The sequence below is a fragment of the Streptomyces sp. NPDC039480 genome, assembly GCF_055597165.1.
Genome location: NZ_JBVITX010000011.1, coordinates 336,456 through 357,270, shown reverse-complemented (window position 1 = coordinate 357,270; position 20,815 = coordinate 336,456). Strand labels below are relative to the sequence as shown.

Genomic DNA, 20,815 nt, shown 5'->3' with positions numbered 1-20,815 from the left:
TCCCAGCTGATGCTGGAGACGGGGTTATCAACATATCTGGCGTTGACTTTTGGCACGCTGTTGAGTTCTCAAGGAACGGACGCTTCCTTTGTACTTACCCGCAGAACATTCTCTGGGGCTTTCCTCCGGGCGCTTCCCTTCGGTATTTCGTGTTTCCAACCTTACCAGATCCGTTTTCCGTTCCGTTCCCGGTTCGGATTTCATTTCCGGTGGCCGTTGGAGGGCCTTTGCCTTTCGGCGTGTTCACTACTTTAGCGGATTCCCTCCGCAACTCATAATCGAGTCTCGCGAGTTCGAATTCCGGCATGCAGGCATGCCGGAATAAGGCCCCGCAGAGGGGAAGTCGTCAGGTAGTGGTTGGTCGCTTCCGGCTGCTGGCAGACTGCCGTACCCGGTTCAAGCGACTCGGACTACCTTACGGAGGCCCCGATCCTGCGTCAAGTCCGGCGGCGTCGGGGCGTATGGGCCCGATAAGGGCTCACCGTAGGGTCGTTGGCCGTCCAGAAGCGCCACGGGTGGACGCCCCCCTCGCCCGAGACCCCTGTGCGGGGTCCGCTGCTGACCTGGTCGGACGGGACCGGGGTGCCGGTCAGTACGGAGAAGGGGGAGGACGGGTCCCCGCACACGTCGGTGCCGTCGAGCTGGCGGTCCACGTCCAGAGCGGTGGCCAGCCGGGCGGGGCCTTTGGCCAGTTCCTTGTCGTTACGGGCCGAGAGTCGACGCTCACGGGCCAGTTCCACGCCCTTCGTGATCTCTCCCGCGCGCAGCAGGACCGCGCCCGCCATGCCCTCGGGTCCGCACACCAGGTTCATGCAGTGCCACATGCCGTAGGTGAAGTAGACGTACATGTGTCCCGGCCGGCCGAACATGACGCTGTTTCGGGCGGTGCGGCCGCGGTACGCGTGTGAGCCGGGGTCGACCTCTCCCGCGTAGGCCTCGACCTCTGTCAGACGGACTTCGATCGGTCCTGCCGCCGAGTCCCGCACAAGGATGCGGCCGAGCAGGTCCGGGGCGACCTCCAGGACCGGGCGGTCGAAGAAGTCACGGGTGAGAGGCGTACGGTCAGGGCTCGCGATCATGCCGTACGAGCGTACTGCACATGGTTCTGGTTCACGGGTGGTCCTCGGGCCGCCCGGTCGCCAGGGCGGTGGGCGGAACCGCACACGGTTCTCTCGCGTTCCTATCGATCAAGTATTCAAGTCGGGACGAGCCACGGGCGGCGGCCCGGGGATGGAGTGTCATGGGGTTCAAGAAGCTGCTCGCGAGTCTCGGGGCCGGTGGCGCCTCGGTGGAGACCGTGCTGACCGAGGTCAACGTGGTCCCGGGCGGCGTGGTCCAGGGTGAGGTGCGGATCCAGGGCGGGTCCGTGGACCAGGAGATCGAGGGGCTCTCCGTCGGTCTGCAGGCCCGGGTCGAGGTCGAGGGCAACGACCAGGAGACCAAGCAGGACATCGAGTTCATCAAGCAGCGGCTCGGTGGCGCCTTCACGCTGCAGGCCAACCAGGTGCACGCCGTGCAGTTCAGCCTGGAGATCCCCTGGGAGACCCCCGTCACGAGCATCGACGGGCAGCAGCTGCGCGGCATGGACATCGGTGTGACCACCGAGCTGGAGATCGCGCGCGCCGTGGACTCGAGCGACCTGGACCCGATCATCGTGCACCCGCTGCCGGCGCAGCAGGCCATCCTGGACGCCTTCATCCAGCTGGGCTTCCGCTTCAAGAACGCGGACATGGAGCGCGGCCACATCCGCGGTACGCGGCAGAAGCTGCCCTTCTACCAGGAGATCGAGTTCTACCCGCCGCAGCAGTACCGCGGGCTCAACCAGGTCGAGCTGAGCTTCGTCGCCGACGACCGCGAGATGGACGTCGTCCTGGAGATGGACAAGAAGCCGGGTCTGTTCAGCGAGAGCAGCGACTCGTTCCGTTCGTTCAAGGTCGGGCTGAACGACTTCCACAGCACCGACTGGGCGGCGTACCTGAACGAGTGGCTGTCCCAGGTCGGCAGCAAGCGCAACTGGTTCTAGGCTCGGAGAGGACCAGCGAGGACCAGCCATCAACCAGGAGGTGCCCAAGTGACCGAGCTCAAGAGGCCGCCGCTTCCCCATGACTTCCATCCGCCCGTGCCGTCGTTCACGGTCGTGAGCGAGGACGTCGAGCCGGGTGCGGTCCTTAAGGACGCTCAGGTCCAGGCGGCCGGGAACACCTCGCCGCAGCTGCGGTGGGAGGGCTTCCCGCCGGAGACCAAGAGCTTCGCCGTGACGTGCTTCGACCCGGACGCCCCCACGGGGAGCGGGTTCTGGCACTGGACCGTCTTCGACATCCCGGTCTCGGTGACCGAGCTGCCGGCCGGTGCGGGCAGCGGGAAGTTCGAGGGGCTGCCCGAGGGCGCCGTGCAGGTGCGCAACGACTACGGGGCGAAGGAGTTCGTGGGTGCGGCGCCGCCGCCCGGCGACCCGGCGCACCGCTATGTGTTCACCGTGTACGCGGTGGACCAGGAGAAGCTGGGCCCCGACTCGGACGCCACACCCGCGGTCGTTGGCTTCAACCTCCGGTTCCACACGCTGGCGCGTGCTCAGGTGATCGCGGAGTACGCGGCTCCCGAAGAGAGCTGAGTGACCCTCAGATACTGAGCGTTCACCGATTGTTTGCCCGCCTCTGGTCATGGAAGTGATCAGAGGCGGGCATTTTTTATTGCGTTGTCCATCTCGGCGTGCCCGGCCAGAGTTGATCCCAGCCCGCCACGCGGTGGGCCGGTGCATACGGGAGGTGGGCAGGTTGATGCGGGACACGCTGGTGCTGAACGCGAGCTTCGAGCCGCTCTCGACGGTGTCGCTCAACCGAGCCGTCGTTCTGGTGCTCCAGGACAAGGCCGTGGTCGAGCACGCCCACCCCGGACTGCGCGTGCGCGCGGCGGCGATCGACATTCCCGTGCCCCGCGTCATCAGGCTCTGCAGATATGTGCGGGTGCCGTTCCGAAGACAGGCTCCATGGTCGCGGCGGGGTGTGCTGGTGCGGGACCAGCACCGGTGCGCGTACTGCGGCAGGCGCGCCACGACGGTGGACCACGTGGTCCCGCGGTCGCAGGGCGGCGCCGACTCCTGGCTGAACACGGTGGCGTCGTGCGCGACGGACAATCACCGCAAGGCGAACCGGACTCCGGAGGAGGCCGGTATGCCGTTGCTCCGGCAGCCGTTCGAGCCGACGCCCGCCGACGCGATGCTGCTCGCGCTCGGCCGGGACGAGTTGGCCTCGCTGCCGGAGTGGCTGGCGCAGCCAGCGCCCGCGGCCTAGCGCTCCCCCGTCAGTCGATCGGCGGCTGTTCGCGGCGCTCCTTGCCCTGTGCGGGCACCGAGCCGCCGCCTCCGCCCAGCGGGCCGAAGTTGCCGAGTGCGCCGCCGAGGCCCTTGAGGGCGTCGCCGATCTCGCTGGGCACGATCCAGAGCTTGTTGGCGTCGCCCTCGGCGATCTTCGGCAGCATCTGGAGGTACTGGTACGAGAGGAGCTTCTGGTCCGGGTCGCCGGCGTGGATGGACTCGAAGACCGTGCGGATCGCCTGGGCCTCGCCCTCGGCGCGCAGGGCCGCGGCCTTGGCCTCACCTTCGGCGCGCAGGATCGCGGACTGCTTCTCGCCTTCGGCGCGGAGGATCTCCGACTGCCGTACACCTTCGGCCTGGAGGATCGCGGCGCGCTTGTCGCGGTCGGCGCGCATCTGCTTCTCCATCGAGTCCTGGATGGAGGTCGGCGGCTCGATCGCCTTGAGCTCGACGCGGTTGACGCGGATGCCCCACTTGCCGGTGGCCTCGTCGAGGACGCCGCGCAGCGCCGCGTTGATCTCCTCGCGGGAGGTCAGGGTCCGCTCCAGGTCCATGCCACCGATGATGTTGCGCAGCGTGGTGACGGTGAGCTGCTCGATCGCCTGGATGTAGCTGGCGACTTCGTACGTCGCGGCCCTGGCGTCGGTCACCTGGTAGTAGATGACGGTGTCGATGTTCACCACGAGGTTGTCCTGGGTGATCACCGGCTGGGGCGGGAAGGGGACGACCTGTTCACGGAGGTCGATGCGGTTGCGGATCGAGTCGATGAACGGGACGACGATGTTCAGACCCGCGTTCAACGTGCGGGTGTAGCGGCCGAAGCGCTCGACGATGGCGGCGCTCGCCTGCGGGATGACCTGGATGGTCTTGATCAGGGCGATGAAGACCAGCACCACCAGAATGACCAGGACGATGATGATTGGTTGCATCGGTTTCCCCGTACCCCTCTTGCCTCGGCGAAGATCTTGCTGGTCGAGTCTGTCAGACCGCCATCCGGCCCGTGGGGCATTCACATGACGACGGCCGTCGCTCCGTCGATCTCGACGACGTCCACGGCCTGGCCCGCCTCGAAGGCGCAGTCCGTGTCGAGTGCGCGGGCCGACCAGATCTCGCCCGCGAGCTTGATGCGGCCGCCGGAGCCGTCGACCCGTTCGAGGACGACGGCCGTTCTGCCCTTCAACGCCTCTACGCCGGTGGTCAGTTCGGGCCGCTGGGAGCGGTGCCGGGCCGCGACCGGGCGTACGACCGCGATGAGCGCGACCGAGACCGCGGCGAAGACCACGACCTGCGCCACCATGCCGCCACCGAGGCCCGCGGTCACGGCGGCGGCGACAGCGCCCACGGCGAGCATGCCGAGCTCCGGCATCGCGGTCAGTACGAGCGGGATTCCGAGCGCGGCGGCTCCGATGAGCCACCACACCCATGCGTCGATGTCCACCCGGTCATGGTAGGACCGCGGGTCCCTTCCGGGACAGGGCGCCGATCAGCTCAGCGGAAGGCCCGTGGCGGTCCAGCGGTCGTTCCGCTGCTCGACGACCAGCGGGAGGCCGAAGCAGAGGGAGAGGTTGCGGGAGGTGAGCTCGAGCTCCAGCGGGCCCGCGGCGAGCACCTTGCCCTGGCGGATCATCAGGACGTGCGTGAAGCCGGGGGCGATCTCCTCGACGTGGTGCGTGACCATGATCATCGAGGGGGCGATCGGGTCGCGGGCGAGGCGGCCGAGGCGGCGTACGAGGTCTTCGCGGCCGCCGAGGTCGAGGCCGGCGGCGGGCTCGTCGAGGAGCAGCAGCTCGGGGTCGGTCATCAGGGCGCGGGCGATCAGGGTGCGCTTGCGCTCGCCCTCGGAGAGCGTGCCGAACTTGCGGTCGAGGTACTCGCTCATGCCGAGGCGGTCGAGGAAGGCGCGGGCGCGCTGCTCGTCGACGTCTTCGTAGTTCTCGTGCCAGCCGGCGGTCATGCCGTACGCGGCGGTGAGGACCGTCTGGAGGACGGTCTGGCGCTTGGGCAGCTTGTCGGCCATGGCCATGCCGGCGACGCCGATGCGCGGGCGGAGCTCGAAGACGTCCGTGCCGGGCTTGCCGAGGGTCTCGCCGAGGACGGTGGCGGTGCCGGTGCTCGGGAAGAGGTAGCTGGACGCGACATTGAGGAGGGTGGTCTTGCCCGCGCCGTTCGGGCCGAGGATGACCCAGCGCTCCCCTTCCTTGACCGACCAGGAGACCTGGTCCACCAGAGCCCGGCCCTCGCGGACCACAGATACGTCCTCAAGCTCCAGTACATCGCTCATGAGCGCGCTGTCTCCCATTGCAGTCTCGGTCGTCGCTCGCGCCGGTGGACGCGGCCCCCGGATAAAACCTACGCCACCGGCCGACCGTTCCTGTCGTGAGGCCGGTCCTTAGGCTGTGTGCATGCTCTCGGAACCACGCTCAGGACGCCTGGCCGCATGGGGAAATGCCCTATTGGCCGGACTTGTTTCCCCGGATGACGCGGTGCTCGCGATGGTCGGCGAGGACGCGGTGCACCGGGTCGAAGGACTTCCCGGCGAGTCGGGCCCGGTCGGGCTCACGCTCGCGATGGGGCGGCTGCGGTCGCTGGGGGTGACCGGCCTGCGGGTGGCGCTGCCCGCGCCGGGGCATCCGCTCGGGCTGAGCGGGCCGCCCGAGTTCAACGCGCGCGCACTGGAGGCGGAGGAGGCGGTCGTCGGTTTCGGCGCGCCGTACGGGCTCGTTCCCGAGGTGTACGAGGCGGGGCCCGACGGCGACGTCCATGTGGAGGTCGTCTGGCACTGCCTGCCCGTGCGGGAGGCGCCGCCCGCCGATGTGCCCTCGCTGGGCGAGGCGGAGCGGGAGCTCGCGGAGGCGCTGCGGGAGGCGACGCAGGTGCTGTCCCGGCTCGATGTGGCGGGGTCGGGGCCGGTCGCGGAGGCGGCGCTCGACGCGTACCGGGCGCGGGCCGAGCGGGGGCGCGAGCTGCTCGCGCCGGGTTATCCGCCGCGCGCGGTCCGGGTGCTGGAGCTTGCGCAGCGGGTCGGTCTGCTGATTTCGCTGGCGTACGAGAACGGTCATGGTGGGGCCGTGAGCGCTTCGGAGATGGCGGCGCGGGTGCAGGCGCTGCGTCCCGTGGAGCGGACGGCGCGGCGGGCGCAGGTCGCGGCGTTCAACTCGTACGTCGAGGAGCGGGAGCGGGGCGGCGGGCGCTGAGGGATGACGCGGGCCCCGCGGACCTGCTCGGTCCGCGGGGCCCGTGCCGGGGCTTGTGCCTCAGTGGTTCACCGTGTGGTTGGCGAACGCGGGGTTGAGGACGCCGATGACGTTCACACTGTTGCCCGTGGCGTTGACCGGGACGTCGACCGGCACCTGGACGAGGTTGCCGGAGCCGACGCCCGGGGACTTCGTGGCGGCGCCGTTGGCCTGGGCGTCCGTGCCGGCGGACGCGGCTCCGGCGGACGCGCCCGCGGCGATGCCGGCGGCGACGACGGCCAGGGCGGCCTTCTTGGCGATGCTGTTCATGGGACGTGCTCCTCCTGCTGTCATGGGCGACCCCGGTGACGGGGCCGGGGGCTGTGCGGCTCGCAGGATGCGATCAGAGGTTCTTGCAGACGTTGCCGAACACCGGGTTGAGGCCGCCGATGACGGTGACGGTGTTGCCGCAGACGTTCACCGGGACGTGGACCGGGGCCTGGACCAGGTTGCCCGAGAGGACGCCGGGGGAGTTCTTCGCGACACCGTCGGCCTGCGCGCCGCCGTGGGCGGAGGCCATGCCGGCGCCGGCCGCGACCAGGCCACCGGCCACCATCGTGACAGCAGCGGCCTTCTTCAGGTTCTTCACTTCTACGATCCTCCTGAGCAGAAGCTGCGGCCAGCCGCCGCAGCACGCACTGGAGAACGCCCGAACGCCCCCGGGGATACGCCATCCGGGGGACATCCACACGACGGTATGAATCTCAGACCGGAAGTCGACGGCCCGCCCGGGGCTTGTCGGCTGCTCAGCCGGTCACTCCGTGCCGCACGGCCCAGAGCGCGGCCTGGGTGCGGTCGGCCAGGTCCAGCTTCATCAGGATGTTCGAGACGTGCGTCTTGACGGTCTTCTCGGAGAGGACGAGGGCACGGGCGATCTCGCGGTTCGACCGGCCGTCGGCGATCAGGCCGAGGACCTCGCGCTCGCGCTCGGTGAGGGAGCCGCCCCTGCCCTGCCCGCCGCCCGTCTCCTCCTGCGAGAGCAGTGCGCCCGCCACCTCCGGCTGGAGCAGGACGTGCCCGGCGTGCACGGAGCGGATGGCGCCGGCGAGGGCGTCCGGGTCGATGTCCTTGTAGACATATCCCGCGGCGCCGGCGCGCAGGGCCGGGACGACCGTGCGCTGCTCGGTGAAGCTGGTGACGACGAGCACGCGCGCGGGGTTGGCGAGCTCGCGGAGCTTGCGCAGCGCCTCGACGCCGTCCATGCCGGGCATCTTGACGTCCATCAGGACGACGTCCGGCTTCAACTCCTCGGCGCGGGCGACTCCTTCGGCGCCGTCCGACGCCTCGCCGACGACGTCGATGTCCTCCTGGATCTCCAGGAATGTGCGCAGACCGCGGCGGACCACCTGGTGGTCGTCGACCAGCAGCACCCGGATCCCTGTCTTCGTGTTGAGCGCGGCGTCAGCCACCGGGGACCTCCATCTCGATCGTCGTGCCCTTGCCGGGCTCCGATTCCACGGTCAGCCGTCCGCCGACCCCGCTCGCCCGGTCCCGCATGGAGACCAGGCCCAGGTGCCGCCCCGCACGGCGGGTCGACTTCGGGTCGAAGCCCGAACCGTCGTCGACGACGCGCAGGACGGCTCCGGTGCCGTGCTTGTCCAGCAGCACGGCGACGTGCTCCGCGCCGGAGTGACGCAGCGCGTTGTGCAGGGCCTCCTGGGCGACCCGCAGCATGGCTTCCTCCTGCGAGGCGGGCAGCGCCCGCACGCCGTTGCTCTCGAAGGTGACGTGCGCGGAGTGTGCGCGGTCCAGCACGTGCGTGTGGGTGCGCAGGGTGGCCACCAGGCCGTCCTCGTCGAGGGCGGCGGGGCGCAACTCCACGACGGCCGCGCGCAGTTCGTCCGCGGCCTCGGCCGCGAGCACCGCCACCTGCTGGAGCTCGCCCTTGGCGCGGGACGGGTCGCGGTCCACCAGGGCGGCGGCCGCCTGGGCCGTCAGGCGCAGCGAGAAGAGCTTCTGGCTCACCGCGTCGTGCAGCTCGTGGGCGAGGCGGGAGCGCTCCTCGGCGATGGTCAGTTCGCGGCTGCGCTCGTAGAGGCGGGCGTTGGTGAGGGCGATGGCGGCGTGCTGGGCGAGGATCGCGAGGAGCTCCGCGTCGTCCTCGGTGAAGCCGCAACCACCTTGGGGCTTGGGGCAGTTCTTGTTGGTGAGGAAGAGCGCGCCGAGCGTCTCGCCGTCGGAGTGGATGGGCACGCCGAGGAAGTCGGACATGTCCGGGTGGGCGGAGGGCCAGCCTCCGAAGCGGGGATCCTCGCGCACGTCGCCGAGCCGGACGGTCTCGCCCTTCTGGAGCATCGAGGCGAGGATGCCGTGCTGGCGGGGCAGGGGGCCGATGGCCTTCCACTGGTCGTCACTGACGCCGTCGACGACGAACTGGGCGAAGCCGCCGTGGTCGTCGGGGACCCCGAGCGCGGCGTACTCCGCGTCGAGCAGCTCGCGGGCCGAGGCGACGATCGTCTTGAGGACGTCACGCACCTCCAGATGCCTGCTCATGGCGAGGAGCGCGGAACTCACCGCAGTCAGGCCGGATCGGGGTCCTTGACTCATGGTCACAACCGTACCGGTGGGGTGTGACAGTCCGTATCCGACCAGTGGAGGCCACCGCCTACGTCCCGGGGCCTAGGTCCGCGGTCCGGCGACGGCCACTTAATACTCTCCACCGAGGCCCCTCACTGAGAGCGTTGCGGCGGCAACTCCTGGTGAGACCGTTACGTCGCTGATGTGAGACCGCGCATAGGACGCACATCACGTACGAAGACCCCTAGTTGATGAGGAATCCCTTTACGCAAACGGGGTAGGTGCCCGAATTGGGCGTGTGTGCACCCCCTGATCCACTACCCGGCATCGTACGTCACACCTTTGCCACACATTTTTGCGGCCGCTAAGAATTGCTCTCGTCGCTCGGCGCCGCGGTCTCCCCGACCGCGGCGTTTTGCCGGAATGCACCATGTCCCCGCCGGCCGGAGCGACCTCCGCTATTCGAAGAGGTCCAACTCGCATGTCCATGCACAACACCCCTGGTCATAGTCGTCCCACCGTGACCAAGGCCCAGAAGTTCTCGATCGCCGGTGTCGCCACGCTCGGCGCCGCTGCCCTCGCGTTCTCCCTCGTGCCGGGCAGCGCCGATGCGGGCACCGAGACCCGGAGCCTCGATACCGCCCCGGTGGCCTTCAAGCAGAACGTCGAGGCCGAGCAGGCCGTCCGCGCCGGTGTCATCAAGCAGCACAGCAGCGCCGACAAGAAGGCCAAGGACACCGCCGCGAAGGCCGCCGCCGACAAGAAGGCCGCCGACGAGGCCGCCGCGAAGAAGAAGGCCGAGGACGAGCGCAAGGCCAAGGAGGCCGCGAGCCGCGCCGCCGCCCGCAAGCCCGTCTACGCCAACAACCTCGACGGCTGGATCCGCCAGTCCCTGGACATCATGAAGGCCAAGGGCATCCCCGGCTCCTACGAGGGCCTGCACCGCAACATCATCCGTGAGTCGGCCGGCAACCCGCAGGCCGTGAACGGCTGGGACATCAACGCCATCAACGGCACCCCGTCGATCGGCCTGCTCCAGGTCATCAAGCCGACCTTCGACGCGTACCACGTCGAGGGCACCTCCACGAACATCTACGACCCGGTCGCCAACATCACGGCCGCGGCCAACTACGCCGCCGACCGGTACGGCTCGATGGACAACGTGAACGGCGCCTACTGAGCCTTGATCGCCTGATCACTGGACCTCTTCAGCCGAAGATGAGGTTCTCAGACGCCGAAGGGCGGCACCCCGCGCGGGGTGCCGCCCTTCTCGTACGTACATACGTGCTTACTTGCGCATGACCTCCGGCTCGTGGCGGCGCAGCAGGCGCGCGACCGCGATGCCGCAGATGACGCCGAGCGCGAGCAGGATGGTGATGTTGATGCCCCACTGGCTCGCCGAGTGCTCCCACAGCGGGTCCAGGTCGTTCGGGTTCTTCGGGTCCCACGGCGGCATGAGGTGCGCCAGGTCGAGGGTGGCGCCCGCGCCGGCGATGGCCCAGCGGGACGGCATCAGCCAGGCGAACTGCTCCAGGCCCGGCGAGCCGTAGACCTGGAAGAGGACGCCGGTGAACACGACCTGGACGATCGCGAACATGACCAGGAGCGGCATGGTCTTCTCGGCGGTCTTCACCAGCGAGGAGATGACGAGGCCGAACATCATCGAGGTGAAGCCGAGCGCGATGATCGTCAGGCAGATCTCCGCCGCCGGCGGCATGATCAGGCCTTCCTCCGGCAGCTCGCGCGGGGCGAAGCCGATGGCGCAGATGATCACGCCCTGGATGGCCGTGATGACGCCGAGGACGATGACCTTCGACATCAGGTACGCCGAGCGGGAGAGGCCGGTGGCCCGTTCCCGTTCGTAGATGACCCGTTCCTTGATCAGCTCACGTACGGAGTTGGCCGCGCCCGAGAAGCACATGCCGACCGCGAGGATGAGCATGATCGTGCCCGCGTCGCCGTTGAACTTGACCGGCGGTTTCGGCGGGGCGAGCCCGAAGTCGGCCGGGATCACGACGCTGACGATGCCGAGGACCGCGGGCAGGATCACCATCAGGCCCATGAAGCCCTTGTCGGACGCGATCACCGAGGTGTAGCGGCGGATCAGGGTCCACAGCTGCGACCCCCAGCCCTGCGGCTTCGGCGGCTTCACCGCCTGGGGCGGCGGCATCTGTACGGACTGCGCGGCGACGGCGTCGATGTCCGCGGCGTACATCTGGTAGTGCTGCGAGCCCTTCCAGCGGCCCGCCCAGTCGTAGTCGCGGTAGTTCTCGAAGGCGGAGAAGACGTCGGCCCAGGTGCTGTAGCCGAAGAAGTTCAGGGCCTCCTCGGGCGGGCCGAAGTACGCCACCGAACCGCCCGGCGCCATCACCAGGAGCTTGTCGCAGATCGCCAGCTCGGCGACCGAGTGCGTCACGACGAGGACCGTGCGGCCGTCGTCGGCGAGGCCGCGCAGGAGTTGCATGACGTCGCGGTCCATGCCCGGGTCGAGGCCGGAGGTCGGCTCGTCCAGGAAGATCAGCGAGGGCTTGGTCAGCAGCTCCAGGGCGACCGACACGCGCTTGCGCTGGCCACCGGAGAGGGAGGTGACCTTCTTCTCCTTGTGGATGTCCAGCTTGAGCTCGCGCAGCACCTCGTCGATGCGGGACTCGCGCTCGGCCTCCGTGGTGTCGGCCGGGAAGCGCAGCTTGGCCGCGTACTTCAGGGCCTTCTTGACGGTCAGCTCCTTGTGCAGGATGTCGTCCTGCGGGACCAGACCGATGCGCTGCCGCAGCTCGGCGAACTGCTTGTAGAGGTTCCGATTGTCGTAGAGGACGTCGCCCTGGTTGGCGGGCCGGTAGCCGGTGAGCGCCTTGAGCAGGGTGGACTTGCCGGAACCGGAGGGCCCGATGACCGCGATGAGCGACTTCTCCGGGACGCCGAAGGAGACGTCCTTGAGGATCTGCTTGCCGCCGTCGACCGTGACCGTGAGGTGGCGGGCCGAGAAGGAGACGTCACCGGTGTCGACGAACTCCTCGAGCTGCCCGCCGACGAGGCGGAAGGTCGAGTGGCCGACGCCGACGATGTCGTTCGGGCCGATCAGGACCGTCGAGGACTTCGCGATCGGCTGGCCGTTGACGTACGTGCCGTTGTGCGAGCCGAGGTCGTGTATCTCGAAGCGGCCGTCGGGCGTCGCGGTGAACTCGGCGTGGTGGCGCGAGACCTGCAGGTCGGAGACGACGAGCTCGTTCTCCAGGGCACGGCCGATGCGCATCTTGCGGCCGAGTGCCAGCTGGTGGAACGTCGTCGGGCTCCGGTCGCCGTAGACCGGCGGGGCCCCCGCGACGCCGCCGGTACCGGGAGTCTTCTGCGCGTACTGCTCGGACGGGCCACCCTGCTGCTGGGGCACGTGCGGCTGGTGCTGCTGCTGGGGCTGGTGGTGCTGCTGGTGCTGTTGCGGGTGCTGCTGCCAGCCCTGCTGCTGCGCCTGGTACGGGGCCTGCTGCTGCGGTGCGGCGTGCTGCTGCGATGCGGCCTGCTGCTGGGCGTGCTGCTGCGGTGCCGCGACGGCGGCCGCGGCCGCGCCCGGGACGCCACCGGACACGTTCACCCGCGGACCGTCGGTCGCGTTGCCGAGGTACACGGCCGAACCGGGGCCGATTTCCATCTGGTGAATCCGCTGGCCCTGTACGAAGGTGCCATTGGTACTGCCGTGATCCTCGATGACCCAGCTGCGCCCGCTCCAGCTGATCGTCGCGTGCCGCCAGGAGACCCTGGCGTCGTCGAGCGAGATATCCCCCTGCGGATCACGTCCGAGGGTGTACGGCCTGGACGCGTCCAGCGTCCAGGTCCTGCCATTCAATTCCAGTACGAGTTCCGGCACTCCATGCCCCACTGAGTTGTCCCCCGAGCTAGCCCCCATCGGTGGGGAGTCTAGGGATGTCGAACATCGGGAGGAACTATTTCAGGAGGAGGGCTCTGACCGAAAGTCGGGCCTTGTGAAGACTGCGTACGGGCGTGACGGGTTGCCCCGTTGACGGGGAAGAAATCGGCCCGGAGAGTAGGAAGCGCCCATCAGTGCCCATCAGTGCATACGGATCATGCTCATTGGGAGCATTAAGTGCATTCAGGGCAACGCGCCGCGGTCCGGGGGGTCCTGATGCAGGCCGACGCTCACGAAGGCGATCACAAGGGCGGCCACCGAGGCGGCAGCCGGGGTGTGCGGTGGGGTGACGTGCTGCTCTCCGCGATCGCCGCGGTCAGCTGGGCACTGGTCGGCATGGCGGGGACGGCCGCGCTCGGCCTTCATCTGCTCGGCGCGGACGCGATCGCCGCGCTCGGGCCGATGACGGCGGCGACCGTCGCGCTGGGCGCGGGAGGTTCGGTCACGCCGTCCGGTGACGTCTCGGCGTTCGGTCTGGACGGCGCGGAGGCGACCACGACAGTCGATATTGCGCCACTCGGTGTGGGTTTGGTCGGCGCGCTGTTCCTCGCGCACTTCTTTCTGCGCTCCTTGCGCGCGGCGGGGGCCGTGATCGCCCCCGCCGAACTCGCCGCGCGTGCGGCCGCGGTGGTCGCCCTCTTCGTCGCGATGCTCGCGGGGCTCGCCTGGGTGGGGCACGACGTCATCACGATCGACGGCAAGCAGCTCGGCATCGACAAGGGGATCGAGGAGGGCATCGACAGGCTGCCGGACGGGATCGGCGACAAGCTGCCCGGTGGGCTCGGGGACGACATCGGCGGGCTCCTGCCCGACCGGCTCGGGGACCTGGTCGAGGCGGAGGCCTCGGTCGGCTTCACCGTGGACACCGGGCCGACGCTGCTCGGTGGGGCGGTCTGGGTGACCGGCGTCCTGCTCATCGCGCTGCTCGCGTCACGGCGCACGCCGCTGCCGCGCGCCCTCGGGGGGCTGCACCGGGTGGTGCGGCCGGCCGTGTCCGCGCTGGTCACGGTGGTGCTGGTGGCGGTCGCGGCGGGGCTCGCCGCGGCGGCGTACGCGATGGTCGGCGACGACCACCCCAAGCGGATCGCCGGCGCCGCGCTGCTCGGGGCGCCGAACGGTGTCTGGCTCGGCCTGCCCGTCGGGCTCTTCGTGCCGTGGGACGGCAGGGCGACGGGCGAACTCCGGCGGTTCCTGCCGGACCCGGTGGACGACCTCCTGACGGGCCCGTCCGACAAGGCGCTCACACTCGGGCGGCTCGCGGAACTGGACGGCAGGGTCTGGTTGTTGGGCGTGGCGGCGGGGGTGGCGATGTTGTTCGCGGGGGTGCTGACGGCGGTACGGACTCCTTATATACGGGGTGCAGGTGCTGTACGAGGTGCAGCTGGTGTCGGGGTCACAGCTGGCGCCTCCGAGGCGGGCGGGGTGCATGCCAAGACGTCCGCTGCGGGGTTCGTGGGCCTGTGCGCGGTGCGGCTCGGGGTGGTGACGGCGCTCGGGCTTCCCCTGCTCGCATGGCTGTCCGAGGTCTCCGTGGACGCCTCGCTCTCCGTGTTCGGCTTCGACGCGTTCGGCGCGGGGGTCGAACTGCACGGGCGGCTCGGGATGGCGGTGCTGCTGGGGGCGGCGTGGGGGTTGGGAGCGGGGGTGGTGGGGGCGGTGCTTGCGGTGGCCGCGGGGGCGGCGGGGGGTGGGGTGACGGGGTTCGGAACGACGGGGTCCCCCGGCGCCACCGTCACACCCTCCACCCCCGGCACTTCTTCCACTCCCGGCGCCGGGCCGTACACCCCGGGTACTCCGCACCGCCCGCCGAACCCCGACACGAACCCCTACCTACGTCCGCCCCCCTCCGCGCCCCGCGACGTCTCCGGCGCCCCGACGGTCATGGGCCCGGTGGTCCCCCCACCCCCACCGCCCCGCCGCCGCTCCCACTCCTCCGACTGGCCCCCACCCCCACCGCCTCCCCCACCACCCCCTGCACCAAAGACCCCCCGCAGGCCCAACTAACACCACCCGGCACCGTGGGTTGTGCCCACCCGTGCCGCCCGCGGCCCGCCTGCCCACAACGGGACCACGCCGCACGCCCCCTGACCGCACCACACCTGCCCCCTCCGAGGAGCAGCAGCCGCCCACAACGGAAACGGGCCGAACGCCCCCTGACCGCACCAAACCTGCCCCCTCCGAGGAGGAGCAGCCGCAGGACAACCGGCGTCACCCGCAGCCCACCGACCACGGGAACGGGTCGAACACACCTCGGCAAACCGTGCCCCGCCCCTACGAAGAGGCGAACTCGCGGGACAACCCACGCCACCTGCAACCCACCTGCGGGAACGGGTCGGACACATCCTGGGCGACCCACGCCTGCCCCCGACGAGGAGGAGCCGACGCGAGGCAACCCGCGCCGCCCACCTGGCCCCCCAGCGGGAACGAGGTCGCACGCCCTGGGCGGGCCACCCCGGCCCTTGCGGTGGCGAGGTGGCCCCTACGGTAAGGAGGTGTCGCGGGGTGAACGGGTGGGTGGGTGGGAGGCATCCGCCGCGAAGCGGCGGGACAGGATCAGCCCCGACGGACCACCCGGCCCGGTGCGCGGGAGGCATCCGCCGCCAAGCGGCCGGTCAGGATCAGCCCCGACGCGCCAGCGGGCCCGGCGGGTGGGAGGCATCCGTCGCGAAGCGGCGGGACAGGGGCCGCCCCGACGGGTCAGCCGGCCACGGCAGGCCGGCGGCAGGCGAGCCGGGGCGGGCTGTCCGGGTGGCGGACCGGGCGGGCGGGGGTGGGAAGAGGGCGGATACCGTAGGGATCACCATGAGTGCTTCGCAGCCCCCTCAGCCCCCCGACTTCCCCACCCTCCTCGTCAAGATCTTCGGCAAGGACCGCCCCGGCATCACCGCCGGCCTCTTCGACACCCTCGCCGCCTACTCCGTCGACGTCGTCGACATCGAGCAGGTCGTCACCCGTGGCCGTATCGTGCTGTGCGCGCTCGTGACCGAGCCGCCCGCCGGCCTGGAGGGCGACCTGCGGGCCACCGTCCACAGCTGGGCGGAGTCCATGAAGATGCAGGCCGAGATCATCTCGGGTATCGGCGACAACCGGCCGCGTGGCCTCGGGCGTTCGCTCGTGACCGTGCTCGGCCACCCGCTGACGTCGGAGTCGACGGCCGCGATCGCCGCCCGGATAACGGCCACCGGCGGCAACATCGACCGTATCTTCCGGCTCGCCAAGTACCCGGTCACCGCCGTCGAGTTCGCGGTGTCCGGCACCGAGACCGAGACGCTGCGCACCGCCCTCGCCATAGAGGCCGCGAAGCTCGGCGTGGATGTCGCGGTCGTCGCGGCGGGCCTGCACCGCCGCGCCCAGCGCCTGGTCGTGATGGACGTCGACTCGACGCTCATCCAGGACGAGGTCATCGAGCTGTTCGCCGCGCACGCCGGGTGCGAGGCGGAGGTCGCCGAGGTGACGGCGGCCGCGATGCGCGGAGAGCTGGACTTCGAGCAGTCGCTGCACGCCCGCGTGGCGCTGCTCGCCGGGCTCGACGCGTCGGTCGTCGACAAGGTCCGCTCCGAGGTGCGGCTCACGCCGGGTGCCCGCACCCTCATCCGTACGCTCAAGCGCCTCGGCTATCAAGTGGGCGTCGTCTCGGGCGGATTCACCCAGGTCACCGACGATCTGAAGGAACGTCTCGGCCTCGACTTCGCGCAGGCCAACACCCTGGAGATCGTCGACGGCAAGCTGACCGGCAAGGTCACCGGCGAGATCGTCGACCGCGCGGGCAAGGCCAGGCTGCTGCGCCGGTTCGCCACGGAGGCCGGGGTGCCGCTGGAGCAGACCGTCGCGATCGGTGACGGCGCGAACGACCTCGACATGCTGAACGCGGCGGGCCTCGGTGTCGCCTTCAACGCCAAGCCCGTCGTCCGCGAGGCCGCGCACACCGCGGTGAACGTCCCCTTCCTGGACACCGTCCTCTATCTCCTCGGGATCACCCGGGAAGAGGTGGAGGCGGCCGACATGCACCTGGACTGACGGCCGACGGCACCTGGACAGACGTACACCTGTATCTGTCACCCGCGTCGAAGGGGCCCGCACCGGTGTGTGCCGGGCCCCTCACAGTGGACGGGGATAGGGCTACTCGGACGGCGCCCAGTAGTCGACGAGGGTGGCCACGCCCGGCTCGAGTGCCTTCCACGAGCCGGAGTACGTCAGGACGGCGAAGGCCGCGGTCGGGAAGCCCCTGCGGTCCAGCCGCGCTCTGGTGTCCCCTTCGGCCTCCCCGGCGAGGACGTCGGTCAGGCCCTGCACGCCGGGGTTGTGGCCGATCAGGACGAGGTTCTGCACGTCGTCCGGGGTTTCGTTGAGCACGGCGATCAGCTCACCGGGAGAGGCTTCGTACAGCCGCTCCTCGTAGACGGTCTTCGGCCGCTGCGGCAGCTCCTGGACGGCGAGCTTCCAGGTCTCGCGGGTCCGGGTGGCGGTCGAGCAGAGGGCCGTGTCGAAGGCGATGCCGCTGTCGGCCAGCTTGCGCCCGGCGACGGGGGCGTCCCGGCGGCCTCGCTCCGCGAGCGGCCGCTCGTGGTCGGAGACATCCGGCCAGTCGGCCTTCGCATGCCGGAAGAGGACAATCCTGCGGGGTTCTGCGACGCTCATGCATCCCAGCTTCGCATGAAACGTGCCATGGGGCGCAGGGAGTTGGCGTGGTGCCCCGGCGCGGGTGACGGGCCCGGTGGCGGAGGGGTCAGGAGGCCGCGCGCAGGACCAGCGTCTGTATCCGCTCCAGGAGGTGGGTGAGGGCCGGCTCGCCGGTCGCCGCGTGCGCGTCCACGGGGTTCAGGATCAGCAGGAGCAGGGCCGCGAAGGCGACGGCGGGGAGGGCGATGGCCCACCAGGGGAGCTGGATCTCGACGCTGCCCGACTGGGCCGGGTCGCGCCGGGTGTGCGATCGGGCCGACATGCCGCCTCCGTGGTCTTCGAGTGGTCCGCGCCGCGTCTTCGCGGGCACAACTCGAAGTTAGGTGATCGGCGACCCCCGACCCATCCGGAGGTCCACCCACTTGACCCTGATACTGACCCCCTAGGGGATGGGGGTGCTAGCCCCACCATCCGCCGCGCCGGAGCCCGTTCGGGCCGTCGTGGGCGCCGGTCTCACGGCGAGGCGATGGAGGCGATGATGCCGATGATCACGGTGATGGCCAGCATCGAGCCGAGCACGATGAGCAGCTTCTTCTGGCCGTTCTGGGGGTTCGGGTCGAGGACGGGCATACAGCCAGTCTCGCACCCTTCACCCACCCACCCTCCGCCGGGGTCAGGCCGCCGCGGCCCTCCCCGCCACCTCGTCCTCGACCGTGCGGTTGCGGCCCGCGAGCGTACCGATGACGATCTGCGGCACCATCAGGGCCGCCATGAGAGCGATCGGCAGCCCCCAGCCGCCGCTGTGCTGGTAGAGCACGCCCACGAGGAGCGGTCCCGGGATCGAGATCAGATAGCCCGTGCTCTGCGCGAAGGCGGACAGCTTGGCCACGCCGACGCTGCTCTTCGCCCGCATCCCGACCATGGTGAGGGCGAGCGGGAAGGCACAGTTGGAGATGCCGAGCAGGATCGCCCAGGCCCACGCGCCGCCGGCGGGGGCGAGGTACAGGCCGGCGTAGCCGGCGAGTCCGCAGGCGCCGAGGAAGATCACGACCGGGCCCTGGTTGGTCAGGCGCGTGGCCACCCTCGGGATGACGAACGCCAGGGGCACGCCCATGGCCATCGTGACGGCGAGCAGCACGCCCGCCTCGCCCGCGGGGACGCCCGCGTCGCGGAAGATCTGCGGCATCCAGCCCATCGTGATGTACGCGGCCGTGGCCTGGAGGCCGAAGAAGACGGCGAGCGCCCACGCGGTGCGGCTGTGGGTGATGCGCAGTCCCGCGTCCTCCTGGCGCACGGCGGGGCTGATGTGCTCCGGGGCCTCGGCGGCGGCCGTGCCCCGGTCGCGGATGAGCGGGATCCACGGCAGGACGGCGACGGCGGCGAGCGCGGCCCACACGGCGAGGCCGGTCTGCCAGCGTCCGCCGAGACCGTCGGTGAGGGGGACGGTGGCCGCGGCCGCTATGGAGGTGCCGAACGCGAGCGCCATCGAGTAGAGGCCGGTCATGGAACCGACCCGGTCGGGGAACCAGCGCTTGACGATGACCGGCATCAGGACGTTGCTGACGGCGATGCCGGCGAGGGCGAGGGCGGTGCCCGCGAGGAAGCCCGCGGTGCCGCCGATGAAGGGCCTGATCACCAGGCCCGCAGCGATGGCTGCCATGCCGACGCACACCACCGCGCTCGGCCCGAAGCGCCGGGCCAGGCGGGGCGCCATCACGCCGAAGAACGCGAAGCAGAGCGGCGGCACGGAGGTGAGCAGGCCCGCGAGGGTGCCGCTCATGCCGAGGCCGTCGCGCACCTCTTCGAGGAGGGCGCCGAAGCTGGTGATGGCGGGGCGGAGGTTCATGGCCGCCAGGACGATGCCCACGACGACGAGTCGCGTCGCCCACGCGCGCGTGGGGACCTGTTTCTCGGTCGGTTCCGTACGAGTGCGGGGTGTTGCTGTCGGCGTCATCGTCCCGGTTTCCTCACTAGCCATGGGGCCATCATAGAATCATGGGATGATTGGCTGTCCAATCCGTTTACGTCACACTGCTCGTACAGAGCACGCGGTGCGCACAGTTCAAGCAGCGCACAGTTCACGCAGCGCACACAGAGGTCCCGCACGAAGGAGCGTCATGCCGCTGACCACCCCTCGCCGTTCGGCGCTCTCGGAGCAGGTGATCTCCGAGCTGCGCAACCAGATCTCGTCGGGCGAGTGGCCGGTCGGCTCCCGCATCCCCACCGAGCCCGAGCTGGTCGAGCAGCTCGGCGTGGCCAGGAACACGGTCAGGGAGGCGGTCCGCGCCCTCGCGCACAACGGCCTGCTCGACATCCGGCAGGGCTCGGGGACCTATGTGGTCGCGACGAGCGAGCTCGCGGGCGTGATGCAGCGCCGGTTCGCCGACGCGGACCCGCGGCACATCGCCGAGCTGCGCAGCACGCTGGAGTCCAGCGCGGCGAAGCTCGCCGCCGAGCGCCGCACCGAGCGCGACCTCAAGCAGCTCGACGCGCTGCTGGCGCGCCGCGAGGAGGTCTGGGCGTCCGGGGACGCGGAGGCGTTCGTGACGGCCGACGCGACGTTCCACATGGCGGTCGTCGCCGCGTCGCACAACGACGTCCTGACCGCCCTGTACGCGGACCTCGGCGAGGTGCTGCGGGACTGGCTGCGCGAGGACATCGGCGAGGAGCTGACCCCGGAGTCCCACATGGACCACGCCCGTCTGGTGGACGCGATCCGCGCGGGCGACACGGAGGCCGCCGCTTCGGAGGCGGCGGGCTATCCCTTCATGTGCCGCCCGGAGCGGCTCGCTTCCGGCTGACGGAGCGGGTCACTTCTCGTGGCCTGACGGAACGAGTCACTTCTCGTGGCTGACCCAGACCGAGCGGACCTCTTTCCAGCACCGTCCGGTCAGGCGCACCGTCATCGCGGGTCCCGCCTCGACGGGGCGCGAGTCGGTGTCGATGTCCCACCACCGGTAGCACTCCACGTGGAGGCGGACCCGGTCGGTCTCGGGGTAGGGGTTGTGGCAGTACGCGACGACGTGGGAGCCGACGACACCGGTGCGGCACTCCGAGCCGAAGGGCCGGGGCCGCGGCTTCTCCGCCCGCGCGTCCTCCCCCACGCGCGCGTGGGGAGGTTCTTGCGGCGCGGCGCTCGGCGCGACGACCACAAGAGCGAGAGCCAGGGGCACCGCACCGGAGAGACGCACACTTCAGAGTGCGTGACAC

At 70.3% G+C, this 20,815-nt stretch carries 21 protein-coding genes and 1 pseudogene; 8 read left to right on the top strand and 14 right to left on the bottom strand.

Annotated elements, in window-relative coordinates; all coding sequences use genetic code 11:
- Window positions 1-437: 437 nt before the first annotated feature.
- On the bottom strand, window positions 438-1,079 hold the full coding sequence (locus ACZ56E_RS31505; RefSeq protein WP_471219318.1) for a DNA-3-methyladenine glycosylase: 642 nt from the start codon (window positions 1,077-1,079) through the stop codon (window positions 438-440).
- A 161-nt stretch (window positions 1,080-1,240) separates the two neighbouring features.
- Between ACZ56E_RS31505 and ACZ56E_RS31500 the strand changes: the two genes are divergently transcribed.
- From ACZ56E_RS31500 to ACZ56E_RS31490, 3 genes are all read left to right on the top strand, one after another.
- The gene (locus tag ACZ56E_RS31500; protein ID WP_471219316.1) at window positions 1,241-2,023 is read left to right on the top strand and encodes a sporulation protein; all 783 of its coding nucleotides are present in this window, start codon (window positions 1,241-1,243) and stop codon (window positions 2,021-2,023) included.
- A gap of 48 nt (window positions 2,024-2,071) precedes the next feature.
- Window positions 2,072-2,611 (top strand): YbhB/YbcL family Raf kinase inhibitor-like protein, encoded by a 540-nt coding sequence (locus ACZ56E_RS31495; protein ID WP_471219314.1) that lies wholly within the window; start codon window positions 2,072-2,074, stop codon window positions 2,609-2,611.
- 166 nt (window positions 2,612-2,777) lie between these two features.
- A complete protein-coding gene (locus ACZ56E_RS31490; RefSeq protein WP_468609342.1) occupies window positions 2,778-3,290 on the top strand; it encodes an HNH endonuclease in 513 nt (170 codons plus the stop codon).
- A gap of 10 nt (window positions 3,291-3,300) precedes the next feature.
- On the opposite strand, the gene ACZ56E_RS31485 is transcribed toward ACZ56E_RS31490, so the two are convergent.
- The 3 genes and pseudogenes from ACZ56E_RS31485 to ACZ56E_RS31475 all read right to left on the bottom strand — a co-directional run.
- The gene (locus ACZ56E_RS31485) at window positions 3,301-4,242 is read right to left on the bottom strand and encodes an SPFH domain-containing protein (RefSeq protein ID WP_362997084.1); all 942 of its coding nucleotides are present in this window, start codon (window positions 4,240-4,242) and stop codon (window positions 3,301-3,303) included.
- An 80-nt stretch (window positions 4,243-4,322) separates the two neighbouring features.
- Window positions 4,323-4,751 (bottom strand): NfeD family protein, encoded by a 429-nt coding sequence (locus ACZ56E_RS31480; RefSeq protein WP_468609344.1) that lies wholly within the window; start codon window positions 4,749-4,751, stop codon window positions 4,323-4,325.
- 312 nt (window positions 4,752-5,063) lie between these two features.
- Window positions 5,064-5,594: pseudogene (locus ACZ56E_RS31475) on the bottom strand (ABC transporter ATP-binding protein); the annotation flags it as partial.
- 121 nt (window positions 5,595-5,715) lie between these two features.
- On the opposite strand from ACZ56E_RS31475, the gene ACZ56E_RS31470 reads away from it, so the two are divergent.
- Window positions 5,716-6,507: a hypothetical protein gene (locus tag ACZ56E_RS31470; protein ID WP_471219312.1), complete on the top strand. Its 792-nt coding sequence runs from the start codon at window positions 5,716-5,718 to the stop codon at window positions 6,505-6,507.
- Window positions 6,508-6,567: 60 nt separating this feature from the next.
- On the opposite strand, the gene ACZ56E_RS31465 is transcribed toward ACZ56E_RS31470, so the two are convergent.
- From ACZ56E_RS31465 to ACZ56E_RS31450, 4 genes are all read right to left on the bottom strand, one after another.
- Window positions 6,568-6,816, bottom strand: a complete 249-nt coding sequence (locus ACZ56E_RS31465; protein ID WP_468609348.1) for a chaplin — start codon at window positions 6,814-6,816, stop codon at window positions 6,568-6,570.
- 73 nt (window positions 6,817-6,889) lie between these two features.
- The gene (locus ACZ56E_RS31460) at window positions 6,890-7,135 is read right to left on the bottom strand and encodes a chaplin (protein ID WP_398307774.1); all 246 of its coding nucleotides are present in this window, start codon (window positions 7,133-7,135) and stop codon (window positions 6,890-6,892) included.
- Between the two features lie 157 nt (window positions 7,136-7,292).
- Window positions 7,293-7,955, bottom strand: coding sequence for a response regulator (locus ACZ56E_RS31455; protein WP_468609350.1), 663 nt, complete (start codon window positions 7,953-7,955; stop codon window positions 7,293-7,295).
- Window positions 7,948-9,093: a GAF domain-containing sensor histidine kinase gene (locus ACZ56E_RS31450; protein ID WP_468609352.1), complete on the bottom strand. Its 1,146-nt coding sequence runs from the start codon at window positions 9,091-9,093 to the stop codon at window positions 7,948-7,950. The genes ACZ56E_RS31455 and ACZ56E_RS31450 overlap by 8 nt, the downstream gene beginning before the upstream one ends.
- A gap of 451 nt (window positions 9,094-9,544) precedes the next feature.
- On the opposite strand from ACZ56E_RS31450, the gene ACZ56E_RS31445 reads away from it, so the two are divergent.
- Window positions 9,545-10,243 (top strand): transglycosylase SLT domain-containing protein, encoded by a 699-nt coding sequence (locus ACZ56E_RS31445; RefSeq protein ID WP_471219309.1) that lies wholly within the window; start codon window positions 9,545-9,547, stop codon window positions 10,241-10,243.
- A 108-nt stretch (window positions 10,244-10,351) separates the two neighbouring features.
- Here the strand turns inward: ACZ56E_RS31445 and ACZ56E_RS31440 are convergent, their stop codons facing one another.
- On the bottom strand, window positions 10,352-12,925 hold the full coding sequence (locus ACZ56E_RS31440) for an ABC transporter ATP-binding protein/permease (RefSeq protein WP_471219307.1): 2,574 nt from the start codon (window positions 12,923-12,925) through the stop codon (window positions 10,352-10,354).
- Window positions 12,926-13,201: 276 nt separating this feature from the next.
- On the opposite strand from ACZ56E_RS31440, the gene ACZ56E_RS31435 reads away from it, so the two are divergent.
- Both ACZ56E_RS31435 and serB read left to right on the top strand, forming a co-directional pair.
- Entirely contained in the window at window positions 13,202-14,989 is a 1,788-nt protein-coding gene (locus tag ACZ56E_RS31435) for a streptophobe family protein (RefSeq protein WP_471219306.1), read from the top strand.
- 798 nt (window positions 14,990-15,787) lie between these two features.
- Entirely contained in the window at window positions 15,788-17,002 is a 1,215-nt protein-coding gene (gene serB, locus ACZ56E_RS31430; protein ID WP_471219304.1) for a phosphoserine phosphatase SerB, read from the top strand.
- A gap of 102 nt (window positions 17,003-17,104) precedes the next feature.
- On the opposite strand, the gene ACZ56E_RS31425 is transcribed toward serB, so the two are convergent.
- The 4 genes from ACZ56E_RS31425 to ACZ56E_RS31410 form a co-directional block, all read right to left on the bottom strand.
- Window positions 17,105-17,623 (bottom strand): SixA phosphatase family protein, encoded by a 519-nt coding sequence (locus tag ACZ56E_RS31425; RefSeq protein WP_468609362.1) that lies wholly within the window; start codon window positions 17,621-17,623, stop codon window positions 17,105-17,107.
- A gap of 88 nt (window positions 17,624-17,711) precedes the next feature.
- Window positions 17,712-17,927: a hypothetical protein gene (locus ACZ56E_RS31420; RefSeq protein ID WP_471219302.1), complete on the bottom strand. Its 216-nt coding sequence runs from the start codon at window positions 17,925-17,927 to the stop codon at window positions 17,712-17,714.
- A 191-nt stretch (window positions 17,928-18,118) separates the two neighbouring features.
- Window positions 18,119-18,235 carry an SGM_5486 family transporter-associated protein gene (locus ACZ56E_RS31415; RefSeq protein WP_150166275.1) on the bottom strand — a complete coding sequence of 39 codons (117 nt, stop codon included), beginning with the start codon at window positions 18,233-18,235 and terminating at the stop codon, window positions 18,119-18,121.
- A gap of 43 nt (window positions 18,236-18,278) precedes the next feature.
- Entirely contained in the window at window positions 18,279-19,583 is a 1,305-nt protein-coding gene (locus ACZ56E_RS31410) for a CynX/NimT family MFS transporter (protein ID WP_471219300.1), read from the bottom strand.
- Window positions 19,584-19,722: 139 nt separating this feature from the next.
- Between ACZ56E_RS31410 and ACZ56E_RS31405 the strand changes: the two genes are divergently transcribed.
- A complete protein-coding gene (locus tag ACZ56E_RS31405; protein WP_471219298.1) occupies window positions 19,723-20,406 on the top strand; it encodes a FadR/GntR family transcriptional regulator in 684 nt (227 codons plus the stop codon).
- A 36-nt stretch (window positions 20,407-20,442) separates the two neighbouring features.
- Here ACZ56E_RS31405 and ACZ56E_RS31400 read toward each other — a convergent pair whose 3' ends face one another.
- A complete protein-coding gene (locus tag ACZ56E_RS31400) occupies window positions 20,443-20,796 on the bottom strand; it encodes a hypothetical protein (RefSeq protein WP_471219296.1) in 354 nt (117 codons plus the stop codon).
- Between the last annotated feature and the right edge of the window lie 19 nt (window positions 20,797-20,815).